Origin of the sequence: Streptomyces sp. NBC_01190, assembly GCF_045039895.1 — a bacterium.
GTDB lineage: Bacteria > Actinomycetota > Actinomycetes > Streptomycetales > Streptomycetaceae > Actinacidiphila.
In genome coordinates, this window is record NZ_CP108580.1 from 1,604,249 (window position 1) to 1,629,453 (window position 25,205).

At 71.5% G+C, this 25,205-nt stretch carries 21 protein-coding genes and 1 pseudogene; 8 read left to right on the top strand and 14 right to left on the bottom strand.

All coding sequences use genetic code 11. From position 1 onward, the window contains the following. Positions 1 to 31: 31 nt before the first annotated feature. The 3 genes from fabI to OG519_RS06820 form a co-directional block, all read right to left on the bottom strand. The gene (fabI, locus tag OG519_RS06810) at positions 32 to 799 is read right to left on the bottom strand and encodes an enoyl-ACP reductase FabI (RefSeq protein WP_405579955.1); all 768 of its coding nucleotides are present in this window, start codon (positions 797 to 799) and stop codon (positions 32 to 34) included. Between the two features lie 4 nt (positions 800 to 803). Then, positions 804 to 1,523 carry a 3-oxoacyl-[acyl-carrier-protein] reductase gene (fabG, locus tag OG519_RS06815; protein ID WP_405579957.1) on the bottom strand — a complete coding sequence of 240 codons (720 nt, stop codon included), beginning with the start codon at positions 1,521 to 1,523 and terminating at the stop codon, positions 804 to 806. 122 nt (positions 1,524 to 1,645) lie between these two features. Next, complete coding sequence (locus tag OG519_RS06820; RefSeq protein WP_405579959.1) at positions 1,646 to 2,536, bottom strand: lytic polysaccharide monooxygenase; 891 nt, start codon at positions 2,534 to 2,536, stop codon at positions 1,646 to 1,648. A 281-nt stretch (positions 2,537 to 2,817) separates the two neighbouring features. On the opposite strand from OG519_RS06820, the gene OG519_RS06825 reads away from it, so the two are divergent. After that, positions 2,818 to 4,344 carry a TldD/PmbA family protein gene (locus OG519_RS06825; RefSeq protein WP_405579962.1) on the top strand — a complete coding sequence of 509 codons (1,527 nt, stop codon included), beginning with the start codon at positions 2,818 to 2,820 and terminating at the stop codon, positions 4,342 to 4,344. A 26-nt stretch (positions 4,345 to 4,370) separates the two neighbouring features. On the opposite strand, the gene OG519_RS06830 is transcribed toward OG519_RS06825, so the two are convergent. From OG519_RS06830 to dnaK, 8 genes are all read right to left on the bottom strand, one after another. Further along, on the bottom strand, positions 4,371 to 4,820 hold the full coding sequence (locus OG519_RS06830) for a DUF1931 family protein (protein WP_405579964.1): 450 nt from the start codon (positions 4,818 to 4,820) through the stop codon (positions 4,371 to 4,373). A 57-nt stretch (positions 4,821 to 4,877) separates the two neighbouring features. Then, positions 4,878 to 6,611 (bottom strand): FAD-dependent oxidoreductase, encoded by a 1,734-nt coding sequence (locus OG519_RS06835; RefSeq protein ID WP_405579967.1) that lies wholly within the window; start codon positions 6,609 to 6,611, stop codon positions 4,878 to 4,880. Positions 6,612 to 6,701: 90 nt separating this feature from the next. Next, the gene (locus tag OG519_RS06840; protein WP_405579970.1) at positions 6,702 to 6,965 is read right to left on the bottom strand and encodes a UBP-type zinc finger domain-containing protein; all 264 of its coding nucleotides are present in this window, start codon (positions 6,963 to 6,965) and stop codon (positions 6,702 to 6,704) included. Continuing rightward, the gene (gene clpB, locus OG519_RS06845; protein WP_405579972.1) at positions 6,965 to 9,589 is read right to left on the bottom strand and encodes an ATP-dependent chaperone ClpB; all 2,625 of its coding nucleotides are present in this window, start codon (positions 9,587 to 9,589) and stop codon (positions 6,965 to 6,967) included. Before clpB ends, OG519_RS06840 begins: the two co-directional genes overlap by 1 nt. Then, positions 9,580 to 9,987 (bottom strand): chaperone modulator CbpM, encoded by a 408-nt coding sequence (locus OG519_RS06850; protein WP_405579975.1) that lies wholly within the window; start codon positions 9,985 to 9,987, stop codon positions 9,580 to 9,582. The genes clpB and OG519_RS06850 overlap by 10 nt, the downstream gene beginning before the upstream one ends. Then, positions 9,984 to 10,970 (bottom strand): DnaJ C-terminal domain-containing protein, encoded by a 987-nt coding sequence (locus OG519_RS06855; RefSeq protein ID WP_405579978.1) that lies wholly within the window; start codon positions 10,968 to 10,970, stop codon positions 9,984 to 9,986. The genes OG519_RS06850 and OG519_RS06855 overlap by 4 nt, the downstream gene beginning before the upstream one ends. 6 nt (positions 10,971 to 10,976) lie before the next feature. Further along, complete coding sequence (locus OG519_RS06860) at positions 10,977 to 11,570, bottom strand: nucleotide exchange factor GrpE (protein ID WP_405579980.1); 594 nt, start codon at positions 11,568 to 11,570, stop codon at positions 10,977 to 10,979. A 9-nt stretch (positions 11,571 to 11,579) separates the two neighbouring features. Further along, positions 11,580 to 13,484, bottom strand: a complete 1,905-nt coding sequence (gene dnaK / locus OG519_RS06865; RefSeq protein WP_405579982.1) for a molecular chaperone DnaK — start codon at positions 13,482 to 13,484, stop codon at positions 11,580 to 11,582. A gap of 241 nt (positions 13,485 to 13,725) precedes the next feature. On the opposite strand from dnaK, the gene OG519_RS06870 reads away from it, so the two are divergent. The 6 genes from OG519_RS06870 to OG519_RS06895 all read left to right on the top strand — a co-directional run bounded on the left by OG519_RS06870 (position 13,726) and on the right by OG519_RS06895 (position 20,555). Beyond that, entirely contained in the window at positions 13,726 to 15,585 is a 1,860-nt protein-coding gene (locus OG519_RS06870; RefSeq protein ID WP_405579985.1) for a PucR family transcriptional regulator, read from the top strand. A 74-nt stretch (positions 15,586 to 15,659) separates the two neighbouring features. Next, on the top strand, positions 15,660 to 17,003 hold the full coding sequence (locus tag OG519_RS06875; RefSeq protein ID WP_405579987.1) for a serine/threonine-protein kinase: 1,344 nt from the start codon (positions 15,660 to 15,662) through the stop codon (positions 17,001 to 17,003). A gap of 373 nt (positions 17,004 to 17,376) precedes the next feature. Next, on the top strand, positions 17,377 to 18,777 hold the full coding sequence (locus tag OG519_RS06880) for a metallopeptidase TldD-related protein (protein WP_405579990.1): 1,401 nt from the start codon (positions 17,377 to 17,379) through the stop codon (positions 18,775 to 18,777). A 4-nt stretch (positions 18,778 to 18,781) separates the two neighbouring features. After that, positions 18,782 to 19,333, top strand: coding sequence for an RNA 2'-phosphotransferase (locus tag OG519_RS06885; protein ID WP_405579993.1), 552 nt, complete (start codon positions 18,782 to 18,784; stop codon positions 19,331 to 19,333). Positions 19,334 to 19,510: 177 nt separating this feature from the next. Beyond that, positions 19,511 to 19,957 (top strand): DUF3099 domain-containing protein, encoded by a 447-nt coding sequence (locus OG519_RS06890; RefSeq protein ID WP_405579996.1) that lies wholly within the window; start codon positions 19,511 to 19,513, stop codon positions 19,955 to 19,957. A 283-nt stretch (positions 19,958 to 20,240) separates the two neighbouring features. Next, entirely contained in the window at positions 20,241 to 20,555 is a 315-nt protein-coding gene (locus OG519_RS06895) for a hypothetical protein (protein WP_405579999.1), read from the top strand. Here OG519_RS06895 and moaA read toward each other — a convergent pair. The 3 genes and pseudogenes from moaA to OG519_RS06910 all read right to left on the bottom strand — a co-directional run. After that, the gene (moaA, locus tag OG519_RS06900) at positions 20,538 to 21,527 is read right to left on the bottom strand and encodes a GTP 3',8-cyclase MoaA (protein ID WP_405580002.1); all 990 of its coding nucleotides are present in this window, start codon (positions 21,525 to 21,527) and stop codon (positions 20,538 to 20,540) included. The two genes, OG519_RS06895 and moaA, sit on opposite strands and share 18 nt — an antisense overlap. A gap of 187 nt (positions 21,528 to 21,714) precedes the next feature. After that, the gene (locus OG519_RS06905) at positions 21,715 to 23,337 is read right to left on the bottom strand and encodes a cation acetate symporter (protein ID WP_405580005.1); all 1,623 of its coding nucleotides are present in this window, start codon (positions 23,335 to 23,337) and stop codon (positions 21,715 to 21,717) included. A gap of 101 nt (positions 23,338 to 23,438) precedes the next feature. Next, positions 23,439 to 23,756, bottom strand: a pseudogene (locus tag OG519_RS06910) (DUF485 domain-containing protein); the annotation flags it as partial. A 301-nt stretch (positions 23,757 to 24,057) separates the two neighbouring features. Here OG519_RS06910 and OG519_RS06915 point away from each other — a divergent pair. Then, entirely contained in the window at positions 24,058 to 25,101 is a 1,044-nt protein-coding gene (locus OG519_RS06915; protein WP_405580008.1) for a DEDDh family exonuclease, read from the top strand. Positions 25,102 to 25,205 lie beyond the last annotated feature (104 nt).

Here is a 25,205-nt window from a genome sequence, read left to right on the forward strand (position 1 = left end):
ACTCCGCCCGGCGGACCCACCCGGCGGAGGATCAACCACCGATCGCGTGGAACCCTCCGTCCACGTGGATGATCTCGCCGGTGGTCTTCGGGAACCAGTCGGAGAGGAGGGCGACGACGCCACGGCCGGCCGGCTCGGGGTCGGTGAGGTCCCACTCCAGCGGGGAACGCTCGGCCCACAGGCCGGAGATGGCGGCGAAGCCCGGGATGGACTTGGCGGCCATCGAGCCGATCGGACCGGCCGAGATGAGGTTGCAGCGCACGTTCTGCTTGCCCAGGTCGCGGGCTATGTAGCGGGAAGTGGCCTCCAGCGCGGCCTTGGCCGGACCCATCCAGTCATAGTGCGGCCACGCGAACTGTGCGTCGAAGGTGAGGCCGACCACCGAGCCGCCGCTCTCCATGAGGGGCAGGCACGCCATGGTGAGCGACTTCAGCGAGTACGCCGAGACGTGCATCGCGGTCGCGACGGACTCGAACGGCGTGTTGAGGAAGTTCCCGCCGAGCGCGTCCGCCGGCGCGAAGCCGATGGAGTGCACCACTCCGTCGAGGCCGCCCAACTCCTCACGGACCACGGTCTCCAGCTCGCCGAGGTGCTCGGTGTTGGTGACGTCCAGCTCGATCACCTTGACCGGCTTGTCCAGCTTCTTGGCGATGCGCTCTGTCAGCGTTGGCCGTGGGAACGCGGTCAGGATGACTTCGGCGCCCTGCTCCTGGGCCAGCTTGGCGGTGTGGAAGGCGATGGAGGATTCCATCAGTACACCCGTGATCAAGACACGCTTGCCCGCAAGGATTCCGCTCATGAGATCAGTGACCCATGCCCAATCCGCCGTCAACGGGAATGACGGCTCCGGTGATGTACGAGGCGTCGTCGGAGGCGAGGAAACGGACAGCCGCGGCCACTTCCTCGACCTGCGCGTAGCGGCCGAGCGGCACCTGGGAGACGATGCCGGCCCGCTGTTCGTCGGTGAGCGCCCTGGTCATGTCGGTGTCGACGTACCCGGGGGCGACCACGTTGAAAGTGATGTTTCGGCTGCCCAGTTCGCGGGCGAGTGAGCGGGCGAAGCCGACCAGGCCCGCCTTCGAGGCCGCGTAGTTCGCCTGTCCGCCCTGGCCGCTCAGGCCCACGACGGAGGAGATCAGGACGACCCGTCCCTTCCGGGCGCGCAGCATGCCGCGGTTGGCACGCTTGACGACCCGGAAGGTGCCGGTGAGATTGGTGTCGAGGACAGCGGTGAAGTCCTCTTCCGTCATCCGCATGAGGAGCTGGTCCCGGGTGATGCCGGCGTTGGCGACGAGCACCTCGACGTTTCCGTGCGCGGCCTCGATCTCCTTGTACGCCTGCTCCACCTGCTCGGCATCGGTGATGTCGCACCGCACCGCGTGGACCCCGAGGCCCAGGAGCTCGACCGGGGGCTTGCCCGAGCGGTACGTGACGGCGACCTTGTCGCCGGCATCGGCGAATGCCCGGGCGATGGCGAGGCCGATGCCCCGGTTTCCTCCGGTGACGAGAACCGAGCGGCTCAACGGATCACTCTTCCCACTAGACAGCCTGTCCAGGGAAAGCTACCGGTCCCCGGTCCTTTCCGGGGAATCGGCCCCCCACAGGCTGCTTAGCGGTCCCCTGTCACTTCCCTACAAGTCCCAGGTCAGACCCTTGCGCGTGTTCCCGCTTTGCGCCGGCTCCAGAAGAGCAAACCGAGGGCTCCTGACGCAAGGACCGCGCTGCCGGACAACGCGGCCTCCAGGGTGGCCCCGGCGGGGCGCGCGTCGGCTACGTCACTGGTCGCGATGGGTTCGGTGCCTCCATGGCCATAGTGGCTGACGGTGGACCTGGATTCGCCGGCGGCGATCTGCGCGTCGGTCGGGGCTTTGGGCGCGCCTTGGGCGGCCGCGGCTCCCGTCTGGCCGAAGACGACATCCGCGCAGCCGTAGAAAGCCTCCGGACTGTCGCTGCGCTGCCAGACTTGGTACATCAATTGCCGGCCGGTGCGGGCGGGCAATGTTGCACTGAAGGTGTAATACCCGCTGGCCGCCGAGGCGGCGGTGGTATAGGTCGCGATCGGGGTGGTGTCCAGGTCGGACCACTTCAGCGGCTTGGTCGGGTCGTAGCCCTGCTTGGTGAGGTAGAGCGTCATGGTGCCCTTGTGCGGGGCGGTGACCCGGAAAGTGACGCTGCTGGTGCCCGCCGAGACGGGGGTGGCGGGCCAGTCGGTGCGGGCCCAGTCCAGGGCGCGGTACTTGTCGCGGTTGGCCGAGCAGAGGTGGCCGTCGGGGATGATCGTGCGGCTCTGTCCGTTGGCGTTGGCGATGTTGACCTCGTTCCAGTCGTAGAGCGGCTGGGTGCCGCTGTCCGCGACGAGGTCCTTGCAGACCTGGGACTTGGGGTTTTCCGGGCCTTCCGCGTAGCAGCCGGAGATCCGGCTGACCGGGGTGCTGAGGGCTCCGTGCGCGCTGGCCGAGCCGGCCGTGAAGGTGCCGATCAGCAGGGCGGCGGCGCCGACCGCCGCGGCCGCGGCGGTGTTGCGGCGTAGTGACATGTGGGGGGCTCCTGTCGTGCCTGAGGTGGTTGCTCTGCGGACAAGGAGGGCGGTTGTCATGAGCATACGGATTGGTCTGGACCAAACTCAAGGGGTCGGGCGGCCCGGTGGAATGGCGTGGCCAAGTCGACTGTCGGCGGTCCATGATTCACTGCGGGTAGTCGTCGAACGGTCAGCCGGCCGAAAAGCCGGCCGGTCGGGAAACCGGTGGGCCGGAAAAGCCGGAAGAAACGCACGGCCGCACGGCCGAACAGTTCGTATGGTCGAAGGGGAACACCGTCGTGCCTCACGAGGTCGATCAGTCATTCCTGGCGCTGCCGCTGCGGGCGCTCGCGGACGCGGCGCTGGCGCGCGCCCGTGCGTTGGGGGCCGAGCACGCCGACTTCCGGCTGGAGCGGGTGCGCGGCGCGTCGTCGCGGCTGCGGGACGCCCGGCAGACCGGGAGTTCGGACACCACCGACCTCGGTTACGCGGTGCGGGTGGTGCACGGCGGGGCCTGGGGGTTCGCCGCCGGGGTGGATCTGACGATGGACGCGGCGGCGAAGGTGGCGGCCCGGGCGGTCTCGATGGCCAAGCTGTCGGCGAAGGTGATCGCCGCCTCGGGGTCGGACGAGCGGGTGGAGCTGGCCCCGGAGCCGGTCCACGCCGACCAGGTGTGGGTGTCGTCGTATGAGGTCAATCCGTTCGATGTGCCGGACGCCGAGAAGAACGCGCTGCTCGCCGAGTGGAGTGCCCGGCTGCTCGCGGCCGAGGGTGTCTCGCACGCGGACGCCGCCCTGCTGACCGTGCAGGAGAACAAGTTCTACGCGGACACCGCCGGGACCAGCACCACTCAGCAACGGGTCAGGATCCAGTCGCAGTTGACGGCGGTCTCGGTGGACCCGGAGAGCGGAGACTTCGAGTCGATGCGGACCCTGGCGCCGCCGACCGGCCGCGGCTGGGAGTATCTGACCGGCACCGGCTGGGACTGGGACGCCGAACTCGCCGCGATCCCCGGCCTGCTGGCCGAGAAGATGCGCGCCCCCTCGGTCGAGGCCGGGTCATATGACCTGGTGGTCGACCCGTCCAATCTGTGGCTGACCATCCATGAGTCGATCGGCCACGCCACCGAGCTGGACCGCGCGCTCGGATACGAGGCGGCGTACGCCGGCACCTCCTTCGCCACCTTCGACCGGCTCGGCACCCTGAAGTACGGCTCACCGCTGATGAACGTGACCGGCGACCGCACCGCCGAACACGGCCTGGCCACCATCGGGTTCGACGACGAGGGCGTGGCAGGACAGTCCTGGGACCTGGTCAGGGACGGCGTCCTGGTCGGTTATCAGCTCGACCGCCGTATCGCCCGGCTCAGCGGCTTCGAGCGCTCCAACGGCTGCGCGTTCGCCGACTCCCCCGCGCACGTCCCGGTGCAGCGGATGGCCAATGTCTCCCTGCGTCCGGACCCGGCGGGCCCCTCCACCGACGAGCTGATCGCCGGTGTGGACCGCGGGATCTACGTGGTCGGTGACCGTTCCTGGTCGATCGACATGCAGCGGTACAACTTCCAGTTCACCGGCCAGCGGTTCTTCCGGATTGAGCACGGCAGACTCGCCGGCCAGCTCAAGGATGTGGCCTACCAGGCGACCACCACCGACTTCTGGGGCTCCATGGAAGCCGTCGGCGGCCCGCGGACCTACGTCCTCGGCGGCGCCTTCAACTGCGGCAAGGCGCAGCCCGGCCAGGTCGCCGCGGTCTCCCACGGCTCCCCCTCCGCCCTCTTCAGAGGGGTGAACATCCTCAACACCACCGGCGAGGCCGGACGCCATTGACCCGTCGGTCCGGCGGACGCTTCCGCTCAGATCAGCAGGTCGAAGAGTTCGAAGGCCTCGTCCCACTGGTCCGTGGAGGGGCGGCGAGTGTCGCGGGCGATCGTTTTTAGAGCGCGGGCGAGGGCGACACTGAGGCCACCGGCCAGGTCGGGCAGCCGCTGCTGGGTGTCCTCGGCGGCGTCCATGCCGAGGGCGGGGCGGGCGGCGAGCTGGTCGAGCAACGGGCGCAGTTCGATGCCCTCCTCCAGCTTCTTGAAGGTGTGGACGCTCTCCTGTAGGCCCTTGGTGATCGGAAGGTCCTGTGGCTCGATGACGTCCCGGTCGTTGGCCTTGGCGTCGGCCGTGCCGATGAGGAAGAGGTCGTAGAGCTTGGCGTCCACGAAGTCGTTGTAGCGCTTGAGGTCGTTCTTGTCGACGTCAAGGCCGGCGGCCGCGCGGAAGAAGCGCTCGAATTTGGCGACTCCCATGACGGGCATGTCGTCCCACCTTTTCGCGATAGTGAATGGGTGATGTCGGGCTGATGTGGGCTGAGGTCATCGGATGGCGGGTGGTCCCACCTCCCCGAGGTGCTCGTGCGCCAGGCGGATGGCCATGGCGCCCTCGCCGACCGCGGAGGCCACCCGCTTGACCGAGCCGCTGCGGACGTCGCCGACGGCGAAGACTCCCGGCAGACCGGTCTCCAGGGCGAGCGGGGCTCGGGCCAGGGGCTCCCAGCTGTCCGCCGCTTTCTGGGCCGCGTCCTGCCCGGTCGGAATGAAGCCGCGCCGGTCCAGGGGGACGGCGTCGGCGAGCCAGGAGGTGGCGGGGCGCGCGCCGATGAAGACGAACAGGGCGCGGGCCGCCAGCACGTGCCGCTCGCTGGTGCGGTTGTCCTCGACGACGAGGGATTCGACCCGTTCCTCGCCGGTGACCTCCCGTACCTCGGTATGCGGCCGGACATGGATCCGGGGGTGGCGCTGGATGCGGTCGATCAGGTAGCGGGACATGTTCTCGCCGAGGTCTTCGCCGCGGACCAGTAGATGGACGGCGGGCGACTCGCGCGCCATGAACAGGGCCGCCTGGCCCGCGGAGTTGCCGCCGCCGACGACCGCCACCGGGTCAAGACGGCAGGTCCGTGCTTCCCAGAGGGTGGCGGCGTAGTGCACCCCCAATCCTTCGAGCCGCTCGACGCCGGGGGCGGTCAGCCGTCGGTAGCGGGCGCCGGTTGCCACGACCACGCTGTTGGCGGTGACCGTGCCGCCGTCGGCGAGCCGCACCACGTTGACCCCGTCGCGCTGTTCGAGGCCGACGGCCTCGGCGGGGACGTCGATCCGGGCGCCGAACCGGTCGGCCTGTACGACGGCGCGTTCGGCGAGCTCCATGCCGGAGATCCCGGCGGGGAAACCGAGGTAGTTCTCGATCCGGGAGGACGTACCGGCCTGGCCGCCGGTCGCCACCGCGTCCAGGACGACGGTGGAGAGTCCCTCGGTGGCGCCGTACACCGCGGCGGCCAGACCGCCGGGTCCCGCGCCGGCCACCACCAGGTCGCAGACGGCCCTCGCGACGGGCTCGGTTCGCAGCCCGATCACCTGGGCGAGTTCGACGTTGGAGGGATTGCGCAGCACCTGGCGGTCGTGCCAGACGACGACCGGGGTCTCCTCCGCGGCGACACCAAGACGCGTCAGCAGCGCCTCGGCCTCGGTGTCCTTCTCCAGATCGGCCCAGCGGTGCGGGAGACGGTTGCGGGCGGCGAACTCCAGCAGCCGGCGGGTGTCGGGGTCGAAGGCGGAGCCGATGATACGGAAGCCCGTGCCCGCGCCGGCCAGCATCGTACGGCGCAGCAGGTAGGCCCGCAGGATCACGTCGGCGAGCGCGGGTTCGCGGCTGAGCAGGTCACGCAGGGCGGCCGAGCCCACCGCCAGCACCTCGCCGGGTGTGCTCACCACCGCGCTGAGGAAGGCGGTCTGGCCTTCCAGCAGGCCGAGTTCGCCGAGGAAGCTGCGCGGACCGTGCAGCTTGAGGACGTGCTCCTGGTCGCCATGGTGTTCGACCACGGCCACCGCGCCGCTGAGGACGACGAAGAACTCCTCGCCGGGTTCGCCCGCCCGGAAGAGCTGTTCCCCCTCGCGGACCTGCCGTACCTGTCCGCAGGATCTCAGGATCGCGATCTGCTCGTCGGTCAGCCGCGGATAGGCGCCGTAGACGTCCGCGGTCGGTACTGGCATCGGCGCGGCCGGCTCGGTGGCGTACAGCACGTCGACGACGTGCGAGGCCTTGGCTGTGGTCACGGCTCACTCCTTTCGGCGGAAGAGCGGGAACGGCACGAACAGCGGCGGAGGCGACAGCGCCGGAAGAAGCGCCGGGCGAGCCCACCGGGCTCAGACCATCGCCTCGTGCACGAAGCACCACCGCCAGTCCTCACCGGGCTGGAACGACCGCACGATCGGGTGCTCGTCGGTCGCCGCGTGAGCACGGGCGTGCCGCATGGGCGAGGAGTCGCAGCAGCCGACGTGGCCGCAGGTCAGGCAGAGGCGCAGGTGCACCCAAGGGGTTCCCATGCGCAGGCAGTCCTCGCAGCCCTGCGGTGTTCTGGGCGTCACGGGCCGGACCATGGACAGATGCGGATCGGGAAGAGTGGTCATCACGGCTCCTGCGGCTCGTCTTGGAGGGTGACGGTCAGTTCGCCGTCACCGGCGTCGACCAGGATGGTCACGCCTTCGCGTGCCTCGCCGCTGAGCAGCGCGCGGCCGATCCTGGTCTCGACCTCGTGCGAGATGAAGCGGCGCAGCGGCCTGGCCCCGTAGACCGGGTCGTAGCCCTCCCCCGCGATCAGCCGGCGGGCCGGCTCGGTGAGGACGAGGGTGATGCGCTGTTCGGCGAGGCGGTCGCGCAGCTCGGCGAGGAGCAGATCGACGATGCGCTCGATCTGCGCGATGCCGAGCGGATGGAAGAGGACGATGTCATCGACCCGGTTGAGGAACTCGGGGCGGAAGTGGCCGTTGAGTTCGGTCATCACCAGCGCCCGCGCCTCGGGCTTGATCTCGCCTGCCTGGGTGGCGTCCTGGAGCAGGTACTGCGAGCCCAGATTCGAGGTCATGATGACGACGGTGTTGCGGAAGTCGACGGTCCGCCCCTGGGCGTCGGTGATCCGGCCGTCGTCCAGCACCTGGAGGAGCGTGTTGAACACGTCGGCGTGCGCCTTCTCGATCTCGTCGAACAGGACGACCGAGTAGGGCTTGCGGCGCACCGCCTCGGTGAGCTGACCGCCCTCCTCGTAGCCGACGTATCCGGGGGGCGCGCCGACCAGCCGGCTGACGGTGTGCCGTTCCTGGTATTCGCTCATGTCGAGGCGGATCATGTTGGTCTCGCTGTCGAACAGCGCGGCGGCCAGCGTCTTGGCCAGCTCGGTCTTCCCGACGCCGGTGGGGCCGAGGAAGATGAAGGAGCCGATCGGCCGGCGCGGGTCACGCACTCCGGAGCGGGCCCGGATCACCGCGTCGGCGACGAGCTGGACGGCCTCGTCCTGCCCGACGACCCGCTCGCGCAGGATCTCGTCCAGCTTGAGCAGCTTCTGCCGCTCGCCCTCCTGGAGCCGCGTGACGGGGATGCCGGTCCACGCGGAGACGATCTCGGCGATCTCGTCGGCGGTGACCACCTCGCGCAGCAGCCGGGTCTCGCCCTGCTTGTCGGCGAGCTGCTCCTCCTCGGCGGCCAGGCGCCGCTCAAGTTCGGCGACGGTTCCGTAGCGGAGCTGGGCGGCGCGGTTGAGGTCGTAGGCGCGTTCGGCCTGCTCGGCCTCCTGCCGGGCGCGTTCCAGATCCTGGCGCAGTTCCTGGACCTTGCGGATGGCCTGGCGCTCGGCCTCCCACTGGGCGTGCTTGGCGTCCACCTCGCCCCGCAGGTCGGCCAGTTCACGCCGCAGGTCCGCCAGGCGGGTTCGGCTGGCCGGATCGGTCTCCTGGTCCAGCGCGGCCTCCTCGATCTCCAGCCGGGTGGCCCGGCGGGTGAGTTCGTCGAGTTCGGCGGGCATGGAGTCGATCTCGGTCCGCAGCCGCGCGCAGGCCTCGTCGACCAGGTCGATGGCCTTGTCGGGCAGGAAGCGGTCGCTGATGTAGCGGTGGCTGAGGGTGGCCGCGGCGACCAGGGCGTTGTCCTGGATCCTGACGCCGTGGAAGACCTCCAGCCGCTCCCGGATGCCGCGCAGGATGGAGATCGCGTCCTCGACGGTCGGCTCGTCCACCAGCACGGTCTGGAAACGGCGCTCCAGGGCGGCGTCGGACTCGATGTGCTTGCGGTACTCGTCCAGCGTGGTGGCGCCGATCATGTGCAGCTCGCCGCGGGCCAGCATCGGTTTGAGCATGTTGCCCGCGTCCATGGCGCCTTCCGCGGCGCCGGCCCCGACCACGGTGTGCAGCTCGTCCACGAACAGCAGGATCCGGCCCTCCGCGCCCTTGACCTCCGACAGCACGGCCTTGAGGCGCTCCTCGAACTCGCCGCGGTATTTGGCGCCGGCCACCAGCGCGCCCATATCAAGCGAGAACACCGTCTTGTCCCGTAGCCCCTCGGGCACGTCGCCGCGCACGATCCGCTGGGCGAGTCCCTCGACGATTGCGGTCTTGCCGACGCCGGGTTCCCCGATCAGGACGGGGTTGTTCTTGGTTTTCCGGCTGAGGATCTGGACCACCCGGCGGATCTCGGCGTCCCGGCCGATCACCGGGTCGAGACGGCCGGCGCGGGCCTCCTCGACGAGGTCACGGCCGTACTTCTCCAGGGCCTCGTAGGCTTCCTCGGGATTGGCGGAGGTGACCCGCTGGTTCCCGCGCACCGCGGTGAGGGCGGCGAGGAAGGAGTCCTTGCTGACGCCCTGTTCGCCGAGCCGCCGGCCGGCCGCGGTGGTCGAGCCCTCGTCCACCAGGGCCAGCACCAGGTGCTCGGTGGAGACGTACTCGTCCTTGAGCCGCCTGGCCTCCTGCTCCGCGGTGTCCAGCAGCCGGGCGAGCCGCTGGGTCACCATGACCTGGCCGGGGGCGGGGCCCGGACCGGTGGTGCGCGGGCGTTTGGCGAGGTCGGCCTCGACGACGGCCCGCAATGCTGCCGGGTCGGCCCCGGCGTCGGCCAGCAGCCGGGTGGTCAGGCCGTCCCGCTGATCGAGCAGGGCCAGCAGCACGTGCTCCCCGTCGACCTCGGTCTGGCCCAGCCGTACCGCCACGCTCTGCGCTTCCTGGAGTGCTTCCTGGGTCTTCTGGGTAAGGCGGTTCATGTCCATGTCGTGGGCTCCTTGGCGGCTCGCTCGGTGCGCCGCAGTGCGGTCTCCAGGCGATCGATACGGTCGAGCAGGTCCAGGACGACGCCGACAGCGGCATAGTTCAGGCACAGTCCGGCCCGCAGCCGCTGCACCCGGGCGATGGCCGAAGGCGCGCCCGCCCGGAACCACAGCCGGCCTCCGGCGTCACGGTCGGCGTCCACCAGCCCGAGGGCCACGTAGCGGCGTACCAGGTCGGGCGGCAGTCCACTGCGGGCGGCCACGTCGGCCACGGTGAGCTGATAGGGGCTGGTCCGGTAGACCCGCGTCAGGGGATACTCGGGGCCGACCTGGCGGACAGCGCGGGCGGCACGCGCGCTGCGGGCCCCCGTGGGGGCGGAAGTACGGCGATGTGTCGTCATGTCTGCTTCCTCGGGTCGAAGGAGGAGACGGCGGCCATTTCCTCGAACAGTTCGCGTTCGCGCGCGCTGGGGGAGGGCGGCACCATGACCTTGATCTCGGCGTAGAGGTCACCGGGGGAACCCTTGGGATGGGGCATCCCCTCGCCGCGCAGCCGCAGCCGGCGGCCGGTGGAGGTACCGGGCGGCACCTGCACCTTGGCGGTCCCGCCCGGTCCGGTGACCGGGACCGTCGCGCCGAGGGCGGCCTCCCAGGGGGTGACGGGCAGGTCGACGTGGATGTCGCGTCCGACGAGCCGGTAGCGGGGGTGGGGGGCGACGCGGACCACGAGGTAGAGGTCCCCGGCGGAATCCGGGCCCCGGCCCCGGCCGCCCTCCCCCGCGAGCCGGATGCGCTGTCCGTCGACCACCCCGGCCGGGACGGTGACGTCGTAGGCGCGCTCCCCACCGGGGCCGCCCAGGGTGATCTTCTGCCGGCCGCCGCGGTACGCCTCCTCCACGCTGAGCGTGAGTTCGGCCTCCTGGTCCGCGCCGGGGATCGGGCTGCCCCGTCCGGCGCGGCCGGTCCGGCCGCCGAACATGCCGCCGAAGAGGTCCTCGAAGTCCACGCCGGCGGTGTCGAAGTCGGTCTCCGTCCAGGTCCTGCCGCCCGCCCGGTCTCGGCTGCCGCCGAAGGGACCGCCGCGGTACGCGGCTCCGCCGCCGAACCCCGGTCCGGCCGCGGCCCGCTCGCCGTCGCCCTGGTAAGCCTGGTAATCCTCGGGGATCTGCCGGAAGTCCGGGCCGAAGCGGTCGTACCGGGACCGGGTGTCGGGGTCGGACAGCACGCTGTACGCCTCGTTGATCTCCTTGAAGCGCTCCTCCGCGGCCGGATCCTTGTTGACGTCCGGGTGGTAGCGGCGGGCCAGAGTACGGAAGGCCTGCTGGATCTCGGCGGCGTCGGCGGTGCGGGGGACGCCCAGGGCTTCGTAGTAGTCGGTTGCCATGGCGTCTCACTCCTGCTTGCGGCTGACCGCTACCGCGGCCGGCCGCAGTTGGCGGCCGGGTTCGCCGTAGCCGGGCCGCAGCACCTGGACGACGGTGCCCGGGGCTGTGTCCGGGTCGTCCACCACGGACACCACCTCGTGCTCCTCGGGATGGAAGGGCACGCCGGTCTCCTCGTGGCGGGGGTAGCCGAGACTTCGCAGCACCTCGACCGCCTGATCGCGTACCGCCTTGACACCGCTGGCGACCGCTCCGGAGTCCGCGTCCGCGTGCTCCAGGGCCAGGTCGAGGTTGTCGACGACGGGGAGCCAAGCGGAGGCCACTCGGGCCCGCTCGGCCTCCAGCTCTCGGGGGAGTTCGCGGGCGTACCGCTTGCGGAGGTTGTCAAGGTCGGCGAGGGCTCGCCGCCACTTGTCCTCCAATTCCGCGATACGGGCGGCCTGTTCCTCGGGCGGATCCGGGCGTGTGTCTTCGGGCGTCCGCGCCCCTTCCCCGGCCTCACGGGCCTCGGGTTCGGGCGCCGCCGGCTGGGCGGGCTCGGGCGGGGGCCGCTCCGTGGCGGAGTGGCCCGCGGGGCGGTGGGCCTGTTCCTGATCCGACATCTCGGCGCCTCAGCTCTTGTCGAAGTCCGCATCGATGACGTCGTCGTCGCCACCTTGAGATCCGCCCCCGGGACCCTGGCCGGGCCCCGCGCCGGGCTCGGCGCCCGGCCGACCGGCTCCGGCGGCGTGGGAGGCCAGCGCCGCGTGGATCTGCTGGAGTTCGGAGGTGAGATCACGGACCCGGTCCAGCGGCGCGTCCTGCTTGTCGGCGGCACGCGCCTCCTCGATGAGCATCCGGGCGCGGGCCTGCTCGTGCTCCGGTGCGGCGTCCTCCAACTCGTGCATCCGGCGCTCGACCTGGTAGGCGGTGGCATCCAGCTCGTTGCGGGCGTCGACGACCTCGCGCATGGCCTGGTCGGAGCTGCGGTTGGCCTCGGCTTCCTGGATCATGCGCTCGACCTCGGACGGGTCCAGGTTGGAGCCCTCGCTGATGGTGATGCCCTGCTCGGCGCCGGTGTCCTTGTCCTTCGCGCTGACCTTGAGGATGCCGTTGGCGTCGATGTCGAAAGTGACCTCGATCTGGGTCTCGCCACGGCGGGCCGGCCGCAGGTTCTCCAGCCGGAAGCGGCCGAGCACCCGGTTGTCGGCGGCCATCTCGCGTTCTCCCTGGAGCACCACGATGTCCACGGCCGGCTGATTGTCCTCGGCCGTGGAGAAGATCTCCGAGCGGCGGGCCGGGATGGTGGTGTTCCGCTCGATGATCCTGGTCATCACGCCACCGGCGGTCTCCACGCCCAGCGACAGCGGGGTGACGTCCAGCAGCAGGACGTCCTTGACCTCTCCCTTGAGCACACCGGCCTGGGTGGCGGCGCCCAGCGCCACGACCTCGTCCGGATTGACGCTCATATTCGGGTCCTTGCCGCCGGTCAGTCGCCGTACCAGCGTCTGCACGGCGGGGATACGGGTGGAGCCGCCGACGAGGATCACCTCGTCGATGTCGTTGTCGGTGACCTTGGCATCGCTCATCGCCTGCTTGACCGGCTCCAGACAGCGTTCCACCAGGTCCGCGGTGATCTGCTCGAAGGTGGAGCGGCGGACCGTCTCGGTGAGATGCTTCGGCCCGCCGGCGTCGGCCGTGACGAACGGCAGGCTCACCTGGGTCTGCGTGACCGAACTCAGCTCGGTCTTGGCCTTCTCGGCCGCCTCGAACAGGCGTTGCAGGGCCTGCGGATCCTTGCGCAGGTCAATGCCCTCGGCCTGCTGGAAGCCGTCCGCCAGGTGGTCCACCAGCCGGCGGTCGAAGTCGTCGCCGCCCAGGTGGGAGTCGCCGGCCGTGGCGCGGACCTCCACCACGCCGTCACCGACGTCCAGCAGACTGACGTCGAAGGTGCCGCCGCCCAGGTCGAAGACCATGACGGTCTCGTGGCCCTTCTTGTCCAGCCCGTAGGCCAGCGCCGCGGCGGTCGGTTCGTTGATGATCCGGAGGACTTCGAGGCCGGCGATCTTCCCGGCGTCCTTGGTGGCCTGGCGCTGGGCGTCGTTGAAGTACGCCGGCACGGTGATGACCGCCTCGGTCACCTTCTCGCCCAGCGACTTCCCGGCGTCGTCGGCCAGCTTCCGCAGCACCTGCGCGCTGATCTCCTCGGGCGCGTGCTGCTTGCCGTCCACCTCGAAGCGGGCCACACCCCCTGGCCCCTCGACCACGTCGAAGGAGACCGCCTTGGCCTCGTCGGACACCTCGTCGTACCGGCGGCCGATGAACCGTTTGGCCGAGGTGATGGTGCCCTTGGGGTTGAGGATCGACTGGCGGCGCGCCAACTGTCCGACCAGCCGGTCACCGCTCTCGGAGAAGGCCACCACCGACGGGGTCGTCCTTGACCCCTCGGCGTTCGGGACGACCCTGGGCTCGCCGCCCTCCCAGACCGCGATGACCGAGTTGGTGGTACCGAGGTCGATGCCTACTGCCTTCGCCATGGGAATCTCCTCCGTCGCGACGCGTGGCCGATCGGCGGACTGCCCGGGTCACGGAGCCGGGGTCCGCACGTTTGTCAGCCTCGTGCGGAACGCGGCGCGCTGCTCCGGCCCGACAGGACCAATCCGCGTTCCCGTTCCGGCCCCCGAGGACGGGGCGCCGCACGGCTCGCAGGTGAGACCCCGTGCCGACCGGCGTAGCGTGGAGACGGGAAGCCGCTGTCAAGCCGCGAACGGACCCGCCATGGACGCTGTTCCCTTTCCGGCCGCCGGGCCCCCGCACTCCCTCTCGCAGCCGGGGTCCGCCCGACACGCACTGCTACGGCTGGTGACGGTCATGCTCGACTGCGACGACGAGCACGACGTGCTGTGGGGCGCCATGGCGGCGATCGCCGCGACCGGCCCTTTCACCGCCGAAGCGGCGTACGCCGTGCACCACGGTCTGGCGCGGCGCTGTCCACCGCGCCAGGTGGCCGCCGCCCGGCCCGAGCGCGCGCAGGCGCGACAGCCGACGGTGGATCCCATCGGCGAGCCACCGGCTGAGGCGGCCGCCGCCGAGGAGATGGCCGCGGACTGGCTCGACCGGCAGATCGGCGCCCTGGACGGCCACAGCCGGCCCCTGCGCGAGCCGGGCGGCCCGTGGGTACGGGCCATCGCCCTGCGGTACCGGGACGACTGCCTCGGCTATCTCGTCGTCCGGTCCCCGACCACCCCCTCGGCCGAGCAGACCGCCCTGACCGATCTGCTCGCGGACCAGACCGGCATCGCCCTCGCGCGCCGCGCCGGGCCCCGGAAAGAGCCGGCCGGTGCCGGACCGGTGAGCTTCCCGGGGACCGGTGACCCGTCGGAGGCCGGGAGCCTGGCGGGGACGGAAACCGAGTGCGGCTCATCCAGCGCCGCGCCGGACGCGACCGTCTCCGTCCTGGCCTCGCGGCTCGCCCTCCACGACGCGCTCTCCCGAGCTGCCGTCTCCGGCGGGGGCGAGGTGGGAATCCTCCAGGTCCTGTACGACAAGACCGGCTTCGCGGCCCTCACCGAGGACCGGTTCGGCAACCCGCGGGCCCGGGTCGGTCCCGGCCGGGGCGAACCCCGAGGAACGCCCTGGGCCGGGGCGGGGCCGAGGAGCCGGCGCGGGAACGCATCCGTGCACCGCGCGCGGCGCCGGCCCGGCGCCGTCCGGGACCGGGACCGGCTGATCGTCCCCATCGAGATGGCCGGGGATCTGCTCGGCGTGGTCACGCTGGCCGATCCGGACCGGCGCGCGACGGAAACGGCCACCAAGGCGCTTGAACAGGCCGCTCTGCTGCTGGCTCCGCAGCTCTCCCACGAGCGCGCTCTGGCCGAGCTGAAGCCCCGGCTGAGGGGCGACCTGGTCGACCGGCTGATCTCGGGTGAGGCGACCGACGACGTCTTCGCCCGAGCCGCGGCCCTGGGTCACGATCTGCACCGGCAGCACAGGGTCGCCGTACTGGAATGGCCCGGGGCGGCCGACAGAGCCGCGCTCGGCGACGCGGTGCTGCGGGCGGCCGGACGGCTGGGCCGGGACATGATCGTGGGCTCGCGTGGTGAGACCACCGTCGTCCTGGTGGCCGGCGAGGACCGGCGTGATCCAGGACCCGAACTGCACCGGGCCGTCTCGGCGGAACTCGGCACCGGGGCCGGCGCGATAGGGGTCGGCGGCCACTGCGAGGCCCTGATCGATCTGCCCCACTCCTACGACGAGGCCGTCCGTGCCCTCACCGTCCGCCGCCGGTCCCATGATCCGCACGGCAGCACCGGCTTCGCGGAACTCGGCCTGCGCCGCATGATGGGCACCGGCGACGGCGAACGGGAAGCCGACCGCTTCGTGCGCGAGTGGCTTGGCCGACTGCTGGACTACGACGCCCGCCACCACACCGAACTGGTGACCACGCTGTCGCGTTATCTGGAGAGCGGCGGCAGTTACGACGCGACCTCCGAGACGCTCCTCATCCACCGCAGCACCGTCCGGTACCGCCTCCAGCGCATCCGTGAGCTGACCGGGCACGACCTCGGCGACATCGAGACCCGCCTCAATCTGCACGTCGCCACCCGCATCCGCGACGTGCTCGACGCGCCCCGCTGAGATCCGGCACGGTTGAATGGACAGCGGACGCCCGGGTAGGCGTCTCGGACAAGTGTCGTCGTCGCGGGGGTCCCATGTCCGCCCTTGAAAGTCTGGCCGGCCGCCCCGGCCCGAGAGCCGGGGATGTGCTCGGTGACCGATACCGGTTGGAGGAGACGCTGGGCACCGGCGGGACCGCCGACGTCTTCCGGGCCACCGATCTGACGCTGCGGCGAGAGGTCGCGGTGAAGGTGTTCCGTCCGGGCGCCACCGCGGTGTCCGCCGATCGGTTCTGCGAAGAGGCCGTCCTGCTGGGCCGGCTCGCGCATCCGGCGCTGGTCGTGGTGTACGACGCGGGCCGGTACCTGGGCGGCGCCTACGTGGTGATGCAGCTGGTGAGGGGCGTCACCTTGCGTGAGCGCCTCGATGACACGCAGCTGACGAGCACCCAGGTGGCCCGGCTCGGTGAACAACTGGCCCTCGCGCTGGCCCACGCCCACCGGGCCGGGATCGTCCACCGGGATGTGAAGCCCTCCAACGTTCTCCTCGGCCCTGACGACGTGCCCTATCTGGCCGACTTCGGGATCTCCCGGCTCATCGACGAACCCACCCGCGCCGAACCCGGCACGGTGGTCGGCACGGTGCCCTACCTGGCCCCGGAACAGGTGCTCGGCAAAGGCTCCAGCCCCGCCAGCGATGTCTACTCGCTGGGGCTGGTCCTGCTCGAAGCCTTGAAAGGCGAAAGGGAATACCAGGGGGCGCCACTCGAGGCGGGCGCGGCCCGGCTGCTCCGCCCGCCGGAAATCCCGCTGTGGCTACCGGAGGAACTGGCCTCCCTCATCGAGGAGATGACCCGCACCGAGCCCGCGGAGCGCCCCGACGCGAAAAGCTGCGCCCATCGTCTCCGCGATGCCGCCGACTTCCGTACACCGCGCACGGTCTTCACCGCTGACGACCCCACCCACCGCAGCCAAACCACCGTCATTCGTGGCGAAGGGCGCGAGCGGCGCCGGCACACGAGGCTGGTCGCCGGCGCGGCGGCCGCCGTCCTCATGGCCGCCACGGGGACGACGTTGCTGGCCATGCAGGGCGGCGGCACGTCGGCCCCGGACGCGGACACCCACCATCGTGTTCCGGCCGGCACGCAAGGCAAGGATCCCGGCACGGCTCCGGCCCGCTCCTCGGCGGCCGAAGCTCCTCCCGTCCTCGCCGGCACTCCCCGTCCCACGGATACGGCCCTTCCCAGCTCCGTGCGCGGTGTCACACCGGTCCGAACCCCTCACGCCGCCAACCCCCCCGCCCAGCAGCCTCTCCCCGCTTCCGGCGGGGGGAAGAGCGCCGGCGCTTCCGGCAACGGAAAAGGCGCCGTCGAGCACAAGAAGGACAAGGCCCCCGGTCCGGACGGCAAGCCGGGCGGACCGGGCGGCCCGAAGAAATAACCTTCGCCACCCCGGCGCGAGCAGGACAGCCGGCCACTTGACGCGGCATGGAAAGCACGCGGGCTCCACCCCCGGCCCCAGGGCGAAGAAGTCGAAGAAGTCGAATAAGTCGGAGGCGAGCAGCGTTCGGCGCCTGCTCCGCGCCGGGGCATCGGCGATTCCCGCCGGTGGTGCGAGCGCGGGCATTCCCCGGACGTCCGCGCCGCCCGCACCGGAAGTCGTCGGCCAGGCCGTAATCTCTTCCCTGATCCAGGACGCCGCGTCGGGTCCGCCCCGGATGCGGGGGCCCTTCGGGGAAGAGCGTGTGCTCCGCGGCGGTGGGTGGTGGGGTTGTTCTCCGGGCGCCGGGCCTGGGGCTGAGGGGAGACGAAGGATGAGCGGGACTGCCGGGGCGACGAAGCCGCACGAGATCGTCGAGCGGGCGCTGGAGCTGTCCCGGGCGGACGGCTGTGTGGTGATCGCGGACGAGGCGTCCAGCGCCAATCTGCGCTGGGCGGGCAACGCGCTGACCACCAACGGCGTCACCCGGGGCCGTACCCTCACCGTGATCGCCACGGTGGACGGCGGCCAGGGCGCCGCCGCCGGCGTGGTCTCGCGCTCGGCCGTGTCGGCCGAGGAGTTGGAGCCGCTGGTCCGGGCGGCGGAGGCGGCGGCCCGGGCGGCCGGCCCCGCCGAGGACGCACGGCCGCTGGTGTCGGGGGCGCCGGCCGCGGCGGACTTCACCGCGCCGCCCGCCGAGACGAACTCCGAGGTCTTCGCCGCCTTCGCCCCCGCGCTCGGCGAGGCCTTCGCCACCGCCCGGGCCGGCGGCCGGGAGCTCTACGGCTTCGCCTACCACGAGGTGACCTCGACCTATCTGGGCACCTCGGCCGGGCTGCGGCTGCGGCACGACCAGCCGACCGGCACCCTGGAGCTGAACGCGAAGACGCCCGACCGGGCCAAATCGGCCTGGGCCGGGGCCGCCACCCGGGACTTCACGGATGTGGACCCGCTGGCGCTGGAGGCGGATCTGGCCCGGCGGCTTGCGTGGGCGTCGCGCCGGGTGGAGTTGCCCGCCGGGCGGTACGAGACGCTGCTGCCGCCCACCGCGGTCGCCGATCTGATGATCTATCAGCTCTGGTCGTCGAGCGCCCGGGACGCCGCCGAGGGCCGCACGGTCTTCAGCAAACCCGGGGGCGGCACCCGGATCGGCGAGAAGCTGGCCACGCTGCCGCTGACGCTGCGCAGCGACCCGGCGGAACCCGGCCTGGAGTCCGCGCCGTTCGTGATCAACCACTCCTCGGGCGACGACTCGTCGGTGTTCGACAACGGCCTGCCGGTCGGGCCGGTGGACTGGGTGCGGGACGGAACCCTCAACCAGCTCAAAACCACCCGGCACACCGCGTCCCTCACCGGGGTGCCGGTCGCCCCCGGCGGGGACAACCTGATGCTGGACGGCGGCGGCGAGCGATCGCTGGACGAGATGGTCGCGGACACCGAGCGGGGTCTGCTGCTCACCTGCCTCTGGTACATCCGCGAGGTCGATCCGGCCACCCTGCTGCTCACCGGGCTCACCAGGGACGGCGTCTACCTGGTCGAGCACGGCGAAGTGACCGCCGAGGTCAACAACTTCCGCTTCAACGAGTCGCCGGTGGACCTGCTGGGCCGGGCCGTGGAGGCGGGCCGCACCGAGCGGACGCTGCCCCGTGAGTGGAGCGACTGGTTCACCCGCGCCGCAGCCCCCGCGCTGCGGATCCCGGACTTCAATATGAGCTCGGTCAGCCAGGGGGTCTGAGCCGGTGGACGACAAGCGCGCGGTCAGCGTGTCGAAGTTCCTGTCGATGGTGCTGCGGCACAAGCCGGAGACGATCGGTGTCGTTCTCGACGAGGGCGGCTGGCTCGATGTGGACGTGCTGATCGCCGCGTGCGCCGGCCGCGGCCGCCGCTTCTCCCGGGCCGACCTCGACCATGTGGTCGCCACCAACAACAAGCAGCGGTTCGCCTTCTCGGCGGACGGCCGGCGGATCAGGGCGAGCCAGGGGCACTCGGTGGCGGTCGAGTTGGGCCTGACCCCCGCCGCGCCACCGGATGTCCTCTACCACGGGACGGCCGCGGCCACCGTGCCGCTGATCCTGCGGGAGGGCCTCAAGCCGATGGGCCGTCAGCAGGTGCATCTGTCGGCGGACCGGGAGACGGCGGTCCGGGTGGGTTCGCGGCACGGCCGTCCCGCGGTGCTCGAAGTGGCCGCCGCCGCGCTGGCCGGGGCCGGTCATACGTTCTGGGTGAGCGCCAACGGCGTCTGGCTGACCGACGCGGTGCCGCCGGAGCGGCTGCGGATCGCGGTCGACTGACCGACGGCGCCCCGGGACGGGTCCGAACCGGTGGTGCTCGGCTCGACCGGTACGACATGGCCGCTCCCCGCCCTCCTTTCGACGGTAGCGTCGGCGTACCGTGGTCGTGGCCGGGACGGGGTCCGTGACCGGTGTGCCGAGCACGGTCCTGGCGAGTCGAGCGGGTGGTGGAACGCGATGCGGAAGCAGAGTGGGTCCGAGGTCTTCCGGATCAGCGGGGCGCGCACCGGGCTCACCGAGGACGTACGCGGCCGGCAGCGCCGCTACATCATCTCGATGGCGGTCCGCACCCTCTCGGTGATCCTGACCGTGGTGCTGTGGAACGTCGAACGCCCGCTGGCCTGGGTGACGCTGGTGATGGGCGCGCTGCTGCCCTATGTCGCCGTGGTCTTCGCCAACGCCGGCCGGGAGAACACCCCGGTGGCGCCGGCGGCCTACGTCCCGCCGCCGGTGGCGGAGGCGCCGCCGGTACGGCCGGTGCTCGAGGCGACGAAAGTGGAATCCGCGGCGGAGTGGGCCACGGCGCGGACCGCCGAACGCGACGCGGCACCGGCGCCCGGACCAGCGGCTGAAGCCGCCACCGAGCGGGCCGCGGCGCCGGCCGAAGGGACCGGCGCGGCCTGACGGTTGGCGGTCCCGCGAGCCTCCGGTCCGGACCTTTGACGACCGCCGCGAACCTCAAGGAAAGCTCAGTTCAATCGTGCGGATTCCCCTCCACGGCGAGCGGAGCGCGTGCAATACTGCGTACGCGCTCCGCATCCCCCGTCGGAGCGACGGACCGACGCCGGGCGGCTCCCCCCGTGGCTGCCCGGCGTCGCCATGTTCGCGGGCGAGTCGAGCGGACTCCTTTAGTGGCTGTTCCGCGGCTGTTTCGCGGACCTTCGCGCGGACCTGTTTACTGGGTGCTGTGAACGCCGCACCCGCCGAGAACACCGCGACCGCCGAAAGCACTCCGAGCGCCGTCAACACTCCGAGCGCCGAGCCGCCTGTCTGCTCGGCCAAGGGATGCCGCACCGCCGCCGTGTGGGTGCTCGCCTGGAACAACCCCAAGCTGCACACGCCCGAGCGGCGCAAGACCTGGCTGGCGTGCGACGAGCACCGTGAGCATCTGGCCGCCTTCCTGGGGATGCGGGGCTTCCTCAAGGACGTGGTGCCGCTGGCGGAGTGGGAGCGGGCCGCCGCCACCGAGTCAGGTCGCCCGGCCTCAGCCACCGATCGCTGACATCGGCCGCTCGGGCTGGCGGAAGGCCGGATCGTCCAGACCCGAGCCCGCCTTCTTGCCCCACATCGCGGCCTTCCAGCGCTCGGCCAGCTCGGCGTCGCCGGCGCCGGAGCGCAGCACCGCCCGCAGATCCGACTCCTCGCGGGCGAAGAGGCAGTTGCGCACCTGACCGTCGGCGGTCAGTCGGGTGCGGTCGCAGGCGTGGCAGAACGGGCGGGTGACCGCGCCGATCACCCCGACCCGGCCGGGGCCGCCGTCCACCAGCCAGCGCTCGGCGGGCGCCGAACCGCGGACCGTGCCGCCCTCCGGGGTGAGCTCGAAGCGGGTACGCAGCCCGGCGAGTATCTCGTCCGCGGTGATCATGCCGCTGCGCTCCCAGCCGTGCTGGGCGTCGAGCGGCATCTGCTCGATGAAGCGCAGTTCGTAGCCGTGGTCGAGGGCCCAGGCGAGCAGGTCGGGCGCCTCGTCGTCGTTGACCCCGCGCATCAGCACGGTGTTGACCTTCACCGGGGTGAGGCCGGCCGCGCCGGCCGCTTCGAGCCCGGCGAGCACATCACGGTGGCGGTCGCGGCGGGTCAGGGTGTGGAAGACCTCGGGGCGCAGGGTGTCGAGCGAGACATTGACCCGGTCGAGGCCCGCTTCCCGCAGGGCGGCGGCGGTGCGGCGCAGTCCGATGCCGTTGGTGGTCAAGGAGAGCCGGGGGCGGGGCTCCAGGGCCGCGCACGCCTGGACGATGCCGACGAGTCCGGGGCGGAGCAGCGGCTCGCCACCGGTGAAGCGGACGTCCGTGACGCCCAGTCGGCAGACGGCGATCCGCACCATCCGGACGATCTCGTCGTCGGTGAGCAGATCAGGCTTGGCGAGCCACGCCAGGCCCTCTTCCGGCATGCAGTACGTACAGCGCAGATTGCACCGGTCGGTCAGCGAGACCCGCAGATCGGTGGCGACGCGGCCGTAGGTGTCGATCAGCATGCGATCAGCGGCATGGTCCCCACCCTCCCTGAGCACTCCGGTCGCACCCTGCGGGCCGGACAATTCCGGCGCGCCCGCCGGTCCACCCAGCTTAGGCCCCGCCGCCGACAACCGCAGGGGCCCGATCCGCACGCGGTGTGCGGAAGGGGCCCCGGTGAGGCGTGGGTCGCGGCGCTTCAGCGGCCGGTCAGTGCGCTCCAGCCCCGGTCAGCGCGCGTACCTCCAGCTCCTTGTACTTCTCCGCGTCCGGCTGCTCGCGGCTGAGCACCGTGCCCAGCCAGCCGAGGAAGAAACCGAGCGGGATGGAGACGATGCCGGGGTTGGTCAGCGGGAACCAGTGGAAGTCGCGGCCGGCGAAGAGCGAGTCCTCGGCGCCCGAGACGACGGGTGAGAAGATCACCAGCACCACCGAGGAGACCAGGCCGCCGTAGATCGACCAGGTGGCGCCGCTGGTGGTGAAGCGCTTCCAGTAGAGGCTGTAGAGGATGGTCGGCAGGTTGGCGGAGGCGGCCACCGCGAAGGCCAGCGCGACCAGGGCCGCCGCGTTGAGCTTGGTGGCGTACATACCGAGCACGATGGCCACCGCGCCGATCACCACCGCGGCCACCTTGGCGGTGGCCACCTCGCCCTTCTCCGAGACCTTGCCGCGTTTGATGACGTTGGCCCACAGGTCGTGGGCGAAGGACGCCGAGGAGGCGAGGGTGAGCCCGGCGACCACCGCGAGGATGGTGGCGAAGGCGACCGCCGAGATGACCGCGAGCAGGATCGCGCCCCCGGTGGTGCCGGCGCCGCCGCCGACGTTCTCGGCGAGCAGCGGGGCGGCGGTGTTGCCCGTCGCGTCGCTGGCCACGATGGCGTCGCGGCCGACCAGGGCGGCGGCGCCGAAGCCGAGCGCGATGGTCATCAGATAGAAGGCGCCGATGATGCCGATCGCCCAGTTGACCGATTTCCGGGCGACCTTGGCGGTGGGCACCGTGTAGAAGCGGACCAGGATGTGCGGCAGTCCCGCGGTGCCGAGGACCAGGGCGAGGCCCAGCGAGATGAAATTGATCTTGCTGGTGGTGTTGATGCCGTATTTCAGGCCGGGTTCGAGGAAGGACGATCCCTTGCCGCTGCGGTCGGCCGCGGCGCCGAGCAGGCTCGACGGGTTCCAGTGGTATTTGTTCAGCACCAGCACCGTGATCAGCAAGGTGCCCAGGATCAGCAGCACCGCCTTCACTATCTGCACCCAAGTGGTGCCCTTCATCCCGCCGATGGTCACATAAAGCACCATCACCACACCGACCAGCGCGACCACCAGCTTCTTCGCGCCGTCGCCGTGCACGCCGAGCAGCAGGGTGACGAGCGCGCCCGCGCCGACCATCTGGGCCAGCAGATAGAAGATCGACACCACGATGGTGGAGGCGCCCGCGGCGGTCCGCACCGGGCGCTGCCGCAGCCGGTACGCGAGCACGTCGGCCATGGTGAACCGGCCGGAGTTGCGCAGGGGTTCGGCGACCAGCAGCAGCGCCACCAGCCAGGCGACCAGGAATCCGATGGAGTACAGGAAGCCGTCGTAACCGGCCAGCGCGATGGAGCCGGCGATGCCGAGGAAGGACGCCGCTGACATGTAGTCGCCGGATATGGCCAGACCGTTCTGGAATCCGGTGAAGGTACGGCCGCCGGCGTAGAAGTCGGTGGCGTCCTTGGTCTGGCGGCCCGCCCAGACGGTGATGCCGAGGGTGATGGCGACGAACACCGAGAAGAGCGTGACGATCAGGGTGCGGTGCTCACCGGCGCCGGCGGCCAGCGTGATGGTGTGCGGGCTCATACCGTCTCCTCCGGGGTGGCGGGGGCGGCGGGCTCCCCGGGCGCGACCACGGGTGTCGTGGGCGTGGCGGTCGCGGGGCCTGGCCCGGCGGCGCTCCGACCGCCGCCCTCGATGATGGACTTGAGACTTTCCGCGCGCGGGTCGAGCCGGGTGTCGGCGTAGCGCGCGTAGAGCCAGGCGATCAGGAAGGTGGTGACGAACTGGGCTATGCCGAGGACGAACGCCACATTGACATGGCCGACGACCTTGGTGGACATGAAGCTGTCCGCGAAGCTGGAGAGCAGGACGTAGAGCAGATACCAGCTGATGAACGCCACAGTGACCGGGAACGCGAACACCCGGTAGGAATGGCGCAGTTCTCGGAACTCCTCGCTGGCTTCCACTTCCGAGTAGACGGCCGGATCCGGCGGTGCTGCCACGAGACCTCCCGATGAGCGCAACGTGATTCACGTCACATCGACGCGGTTCCGAATGGTAAAGGGAAGGCAACTCGCGCAACAGGGGGCGGGGGTTGAAAACTGAGGCGTTGTGAGAATTCGGGGCGGGCGCACCCGACAAGGTGCGACACCACGGCCCGTCGGGCGGGCCGGTCCGCCGGTGGCCGGCGGCGGCTCCCGCCGCTCCCGCCGCCAACTCACGGCCGGGCGCCGCGCCTCGGCGACCGGCAGAAGGCGGAGTCCTTGTCGGCGGTGTCGGTGGTGGCCCCTATCCTCGGTAATCATGCTGGACGACCTGACCGAGCCATCGAACGCCCCCGCCGGGGGAAGCCCCGCCACGCCGTGGCCCGCGGGCTATCCCGACGGTTATGCCGTGGTCGACGTGGAGACCACCGGACTCGGCCGGAACGACCGGATAGTCTCCGCCGCCGTCTACCGGCTCGACGCCCGCGGCGAGGTCCAGGACCACTGGTATTCGCCGGTCAACCCGCAGCGCGACCCGGGCCCGGTGTGGATCCACGGGCTGACCGACGCGATGCTCGCCGACGCCCCGCTCTTCCCGGAGATCGCCACCGAGCTGGCCGAGCGGCTGGCGGGCCGGGTGCTGGTGGCGCACAACGCGGTCTTCGACTGGTCGATGCTCGCCCGGGAGTACGCCAGGGCGGGTTCCGCGGCGCCGGTGGAGCACCGGCTGTGCACCATCGTGCTCGCCAAGGAGCTGCGGCTGCCGCTGGCCAACCACAAGCTGGAGTCGCTGGCCGCGCACTACGGGGTGGTCCAGCAGCGGGCCCACCACGCGCTGGACGACGCACGGGTGCTCGCCGAGGCGTTCCAGCCGAGCCTGCACCTGGCCGCCGCGACCCGGCTGCCGCTGCCGCTGCACGCCTGCCGCCCGCTGACCGAGTGGGTGGACGCCCCCGCGCCCGCCCCGGCGTCGGGCCGCCCGGGCTCCGCGCCCGCGCCGACCTACGGCCGCCTCTACGGGTCGGGTTACCGCACCTGGCGGCCGGCCCGCAAGCGGCCGTCCTGCCCGTATCCCAACCCGGGCCGGATGGTGCCGGGCGGCCCGCTGGTGCAGGGCATGCGGGTGGCCTTCTCCGGGGACACCGGCATCGACCGCGAGCTGCTGGAGGACCGGACCACCGAGGCGGGTCTGCATGTGGCCTCCTCGGTCAGCCGCCTCACCAGCGTCCTGGTCACCAATGATCCCGACTCCGCCACCACCAAGGCGGCCAAGTCCAGGGAGTTCGGCACACCGGTCGTCGACGAGGCGCGCTTCGCCGAGCTGCTGAAGGCGGTCCAGCCGGCGCCGGGCGTGCACGGCTGAGGCCGCCCACCCGGCGGCCGCGCCGGGCGCCCGGCGCGGCCGCCGGGCCGCCGGGCCGCCGGGCCGCCGTTCGAGTGGTGCGGCGGCCCCGGCCCGCGAGCTGT

Bases quoted from the DNA above. Each gene is read 5' to 3' on its own strand.
- OG519_RS06875 (WP_405579987.1), top strand. From the start codon at position 15,660: ATGTCCGCCCTTGAAAGTCTGGCCGGCCGCCCCGGCCCGAGAGCCGGG.
- OG519_RS06855 (WP_405579978.1), bottom strand. From the start codon at position 10,970: ATGGCAACCGACTACTACGAAGCCCTGGGCGTCCCCCGCACCGCCGAC.
- OG519_RS06840 (WP_405579970.1), bottom strand. From the start codon at position 6,965: ATGACCACTCTTCCCGATCCGCATCTGTCCATGGTCCGGCCCGTGACG.
- OG519_RS06820 (WP_405579959.1), bottom strand. From the start codon at position 2,536: ATGTCACTACGCCGCAACACCGCCGCGGCCGCGGCGGTCGGCGCCGCC.
- clpB (WP_405579972.1), bottom strand. From the start codon at position 9,589: ATGGACATGAACCGCCTTACCCAGAAGACCCAGGAAGCACTCCAGGAA.
- fabI (WP_405579955.1), bottom strand. From the start codon at position 799: ATGAGCGGAATCCTTGCGGGCAAGCGTGTCTTGATCACGGGTGTACTG.
- OG519_RS06860 (WP_405579980.1), bottom strand. From the start codon at position 11,570: ATGTCGGATCAGGAACAGGCCCACCGCCCCGCGGGCCACTCCGCCACG.
- OG519_RS06880 (WP_405579990.1), top strand. From the start codon at position 17,377: ATGAGCGGGACTGCCGGGGCGACGAAGCCGCACGAGATCGTCGAGCGG.
- OG519_RS06915 (WP_405580008.1), top strand. From the start codon at position 24,058: ATGCTGGACGACCTGACCGAGCCATCGAACGCCCCCGCCGGGGGAAGC.
- OG519_RS06830 (WP_405579964.1), bottom strand. From the start codon at position 4,820: ATGCCCGTCATGGGAGTCGCCAAATTCGAGCGCTTCTTCCGCGCGGCC.
- OG519_RS06870 (WP_405579985.1), top strand. From the start codon at position 13,726: ATGGACGCTGTTCCCTTTCCGGCCGCCGGGCCCCCGCACTCCCTCTCG.
- OG519_RS06890 (WP_405579996.1), top strand. From the start codon at position 19,511: ATGCGGAAGCAGAGTGGGTCCGAGGTCTTCCGGATCAGCGGGGCGCGC.
- dnaK (WP_405579982.1), bottom strand. From the start codon at position 13,484: ATGGCGAAGGCAGTAGGCATCGACCTCGGTACCACCAACTCGGTCATC.
- moaA (WP_405580002.1), bottom strand. From the start codon at position 21,527: ATGCTGATCGACACCTACGGCCGCGTCGCCACCGATCTGCGGGTCTCG.
- OG519_RS06905 (WP_405580005.1), bottom strand. From the start codon at position 23,337: ATGAGCCCGCACACCATCACGCTGGCCGCCGGCGCCGGTGAGCACCGC.
- OG519_RS06850 (WP_405579975.1), bottom strand. From the start codon at position 9,987: ATGACGACACATCGCCGTACTTCCGCCCCCACGGGGGCCCGCAGCGCG.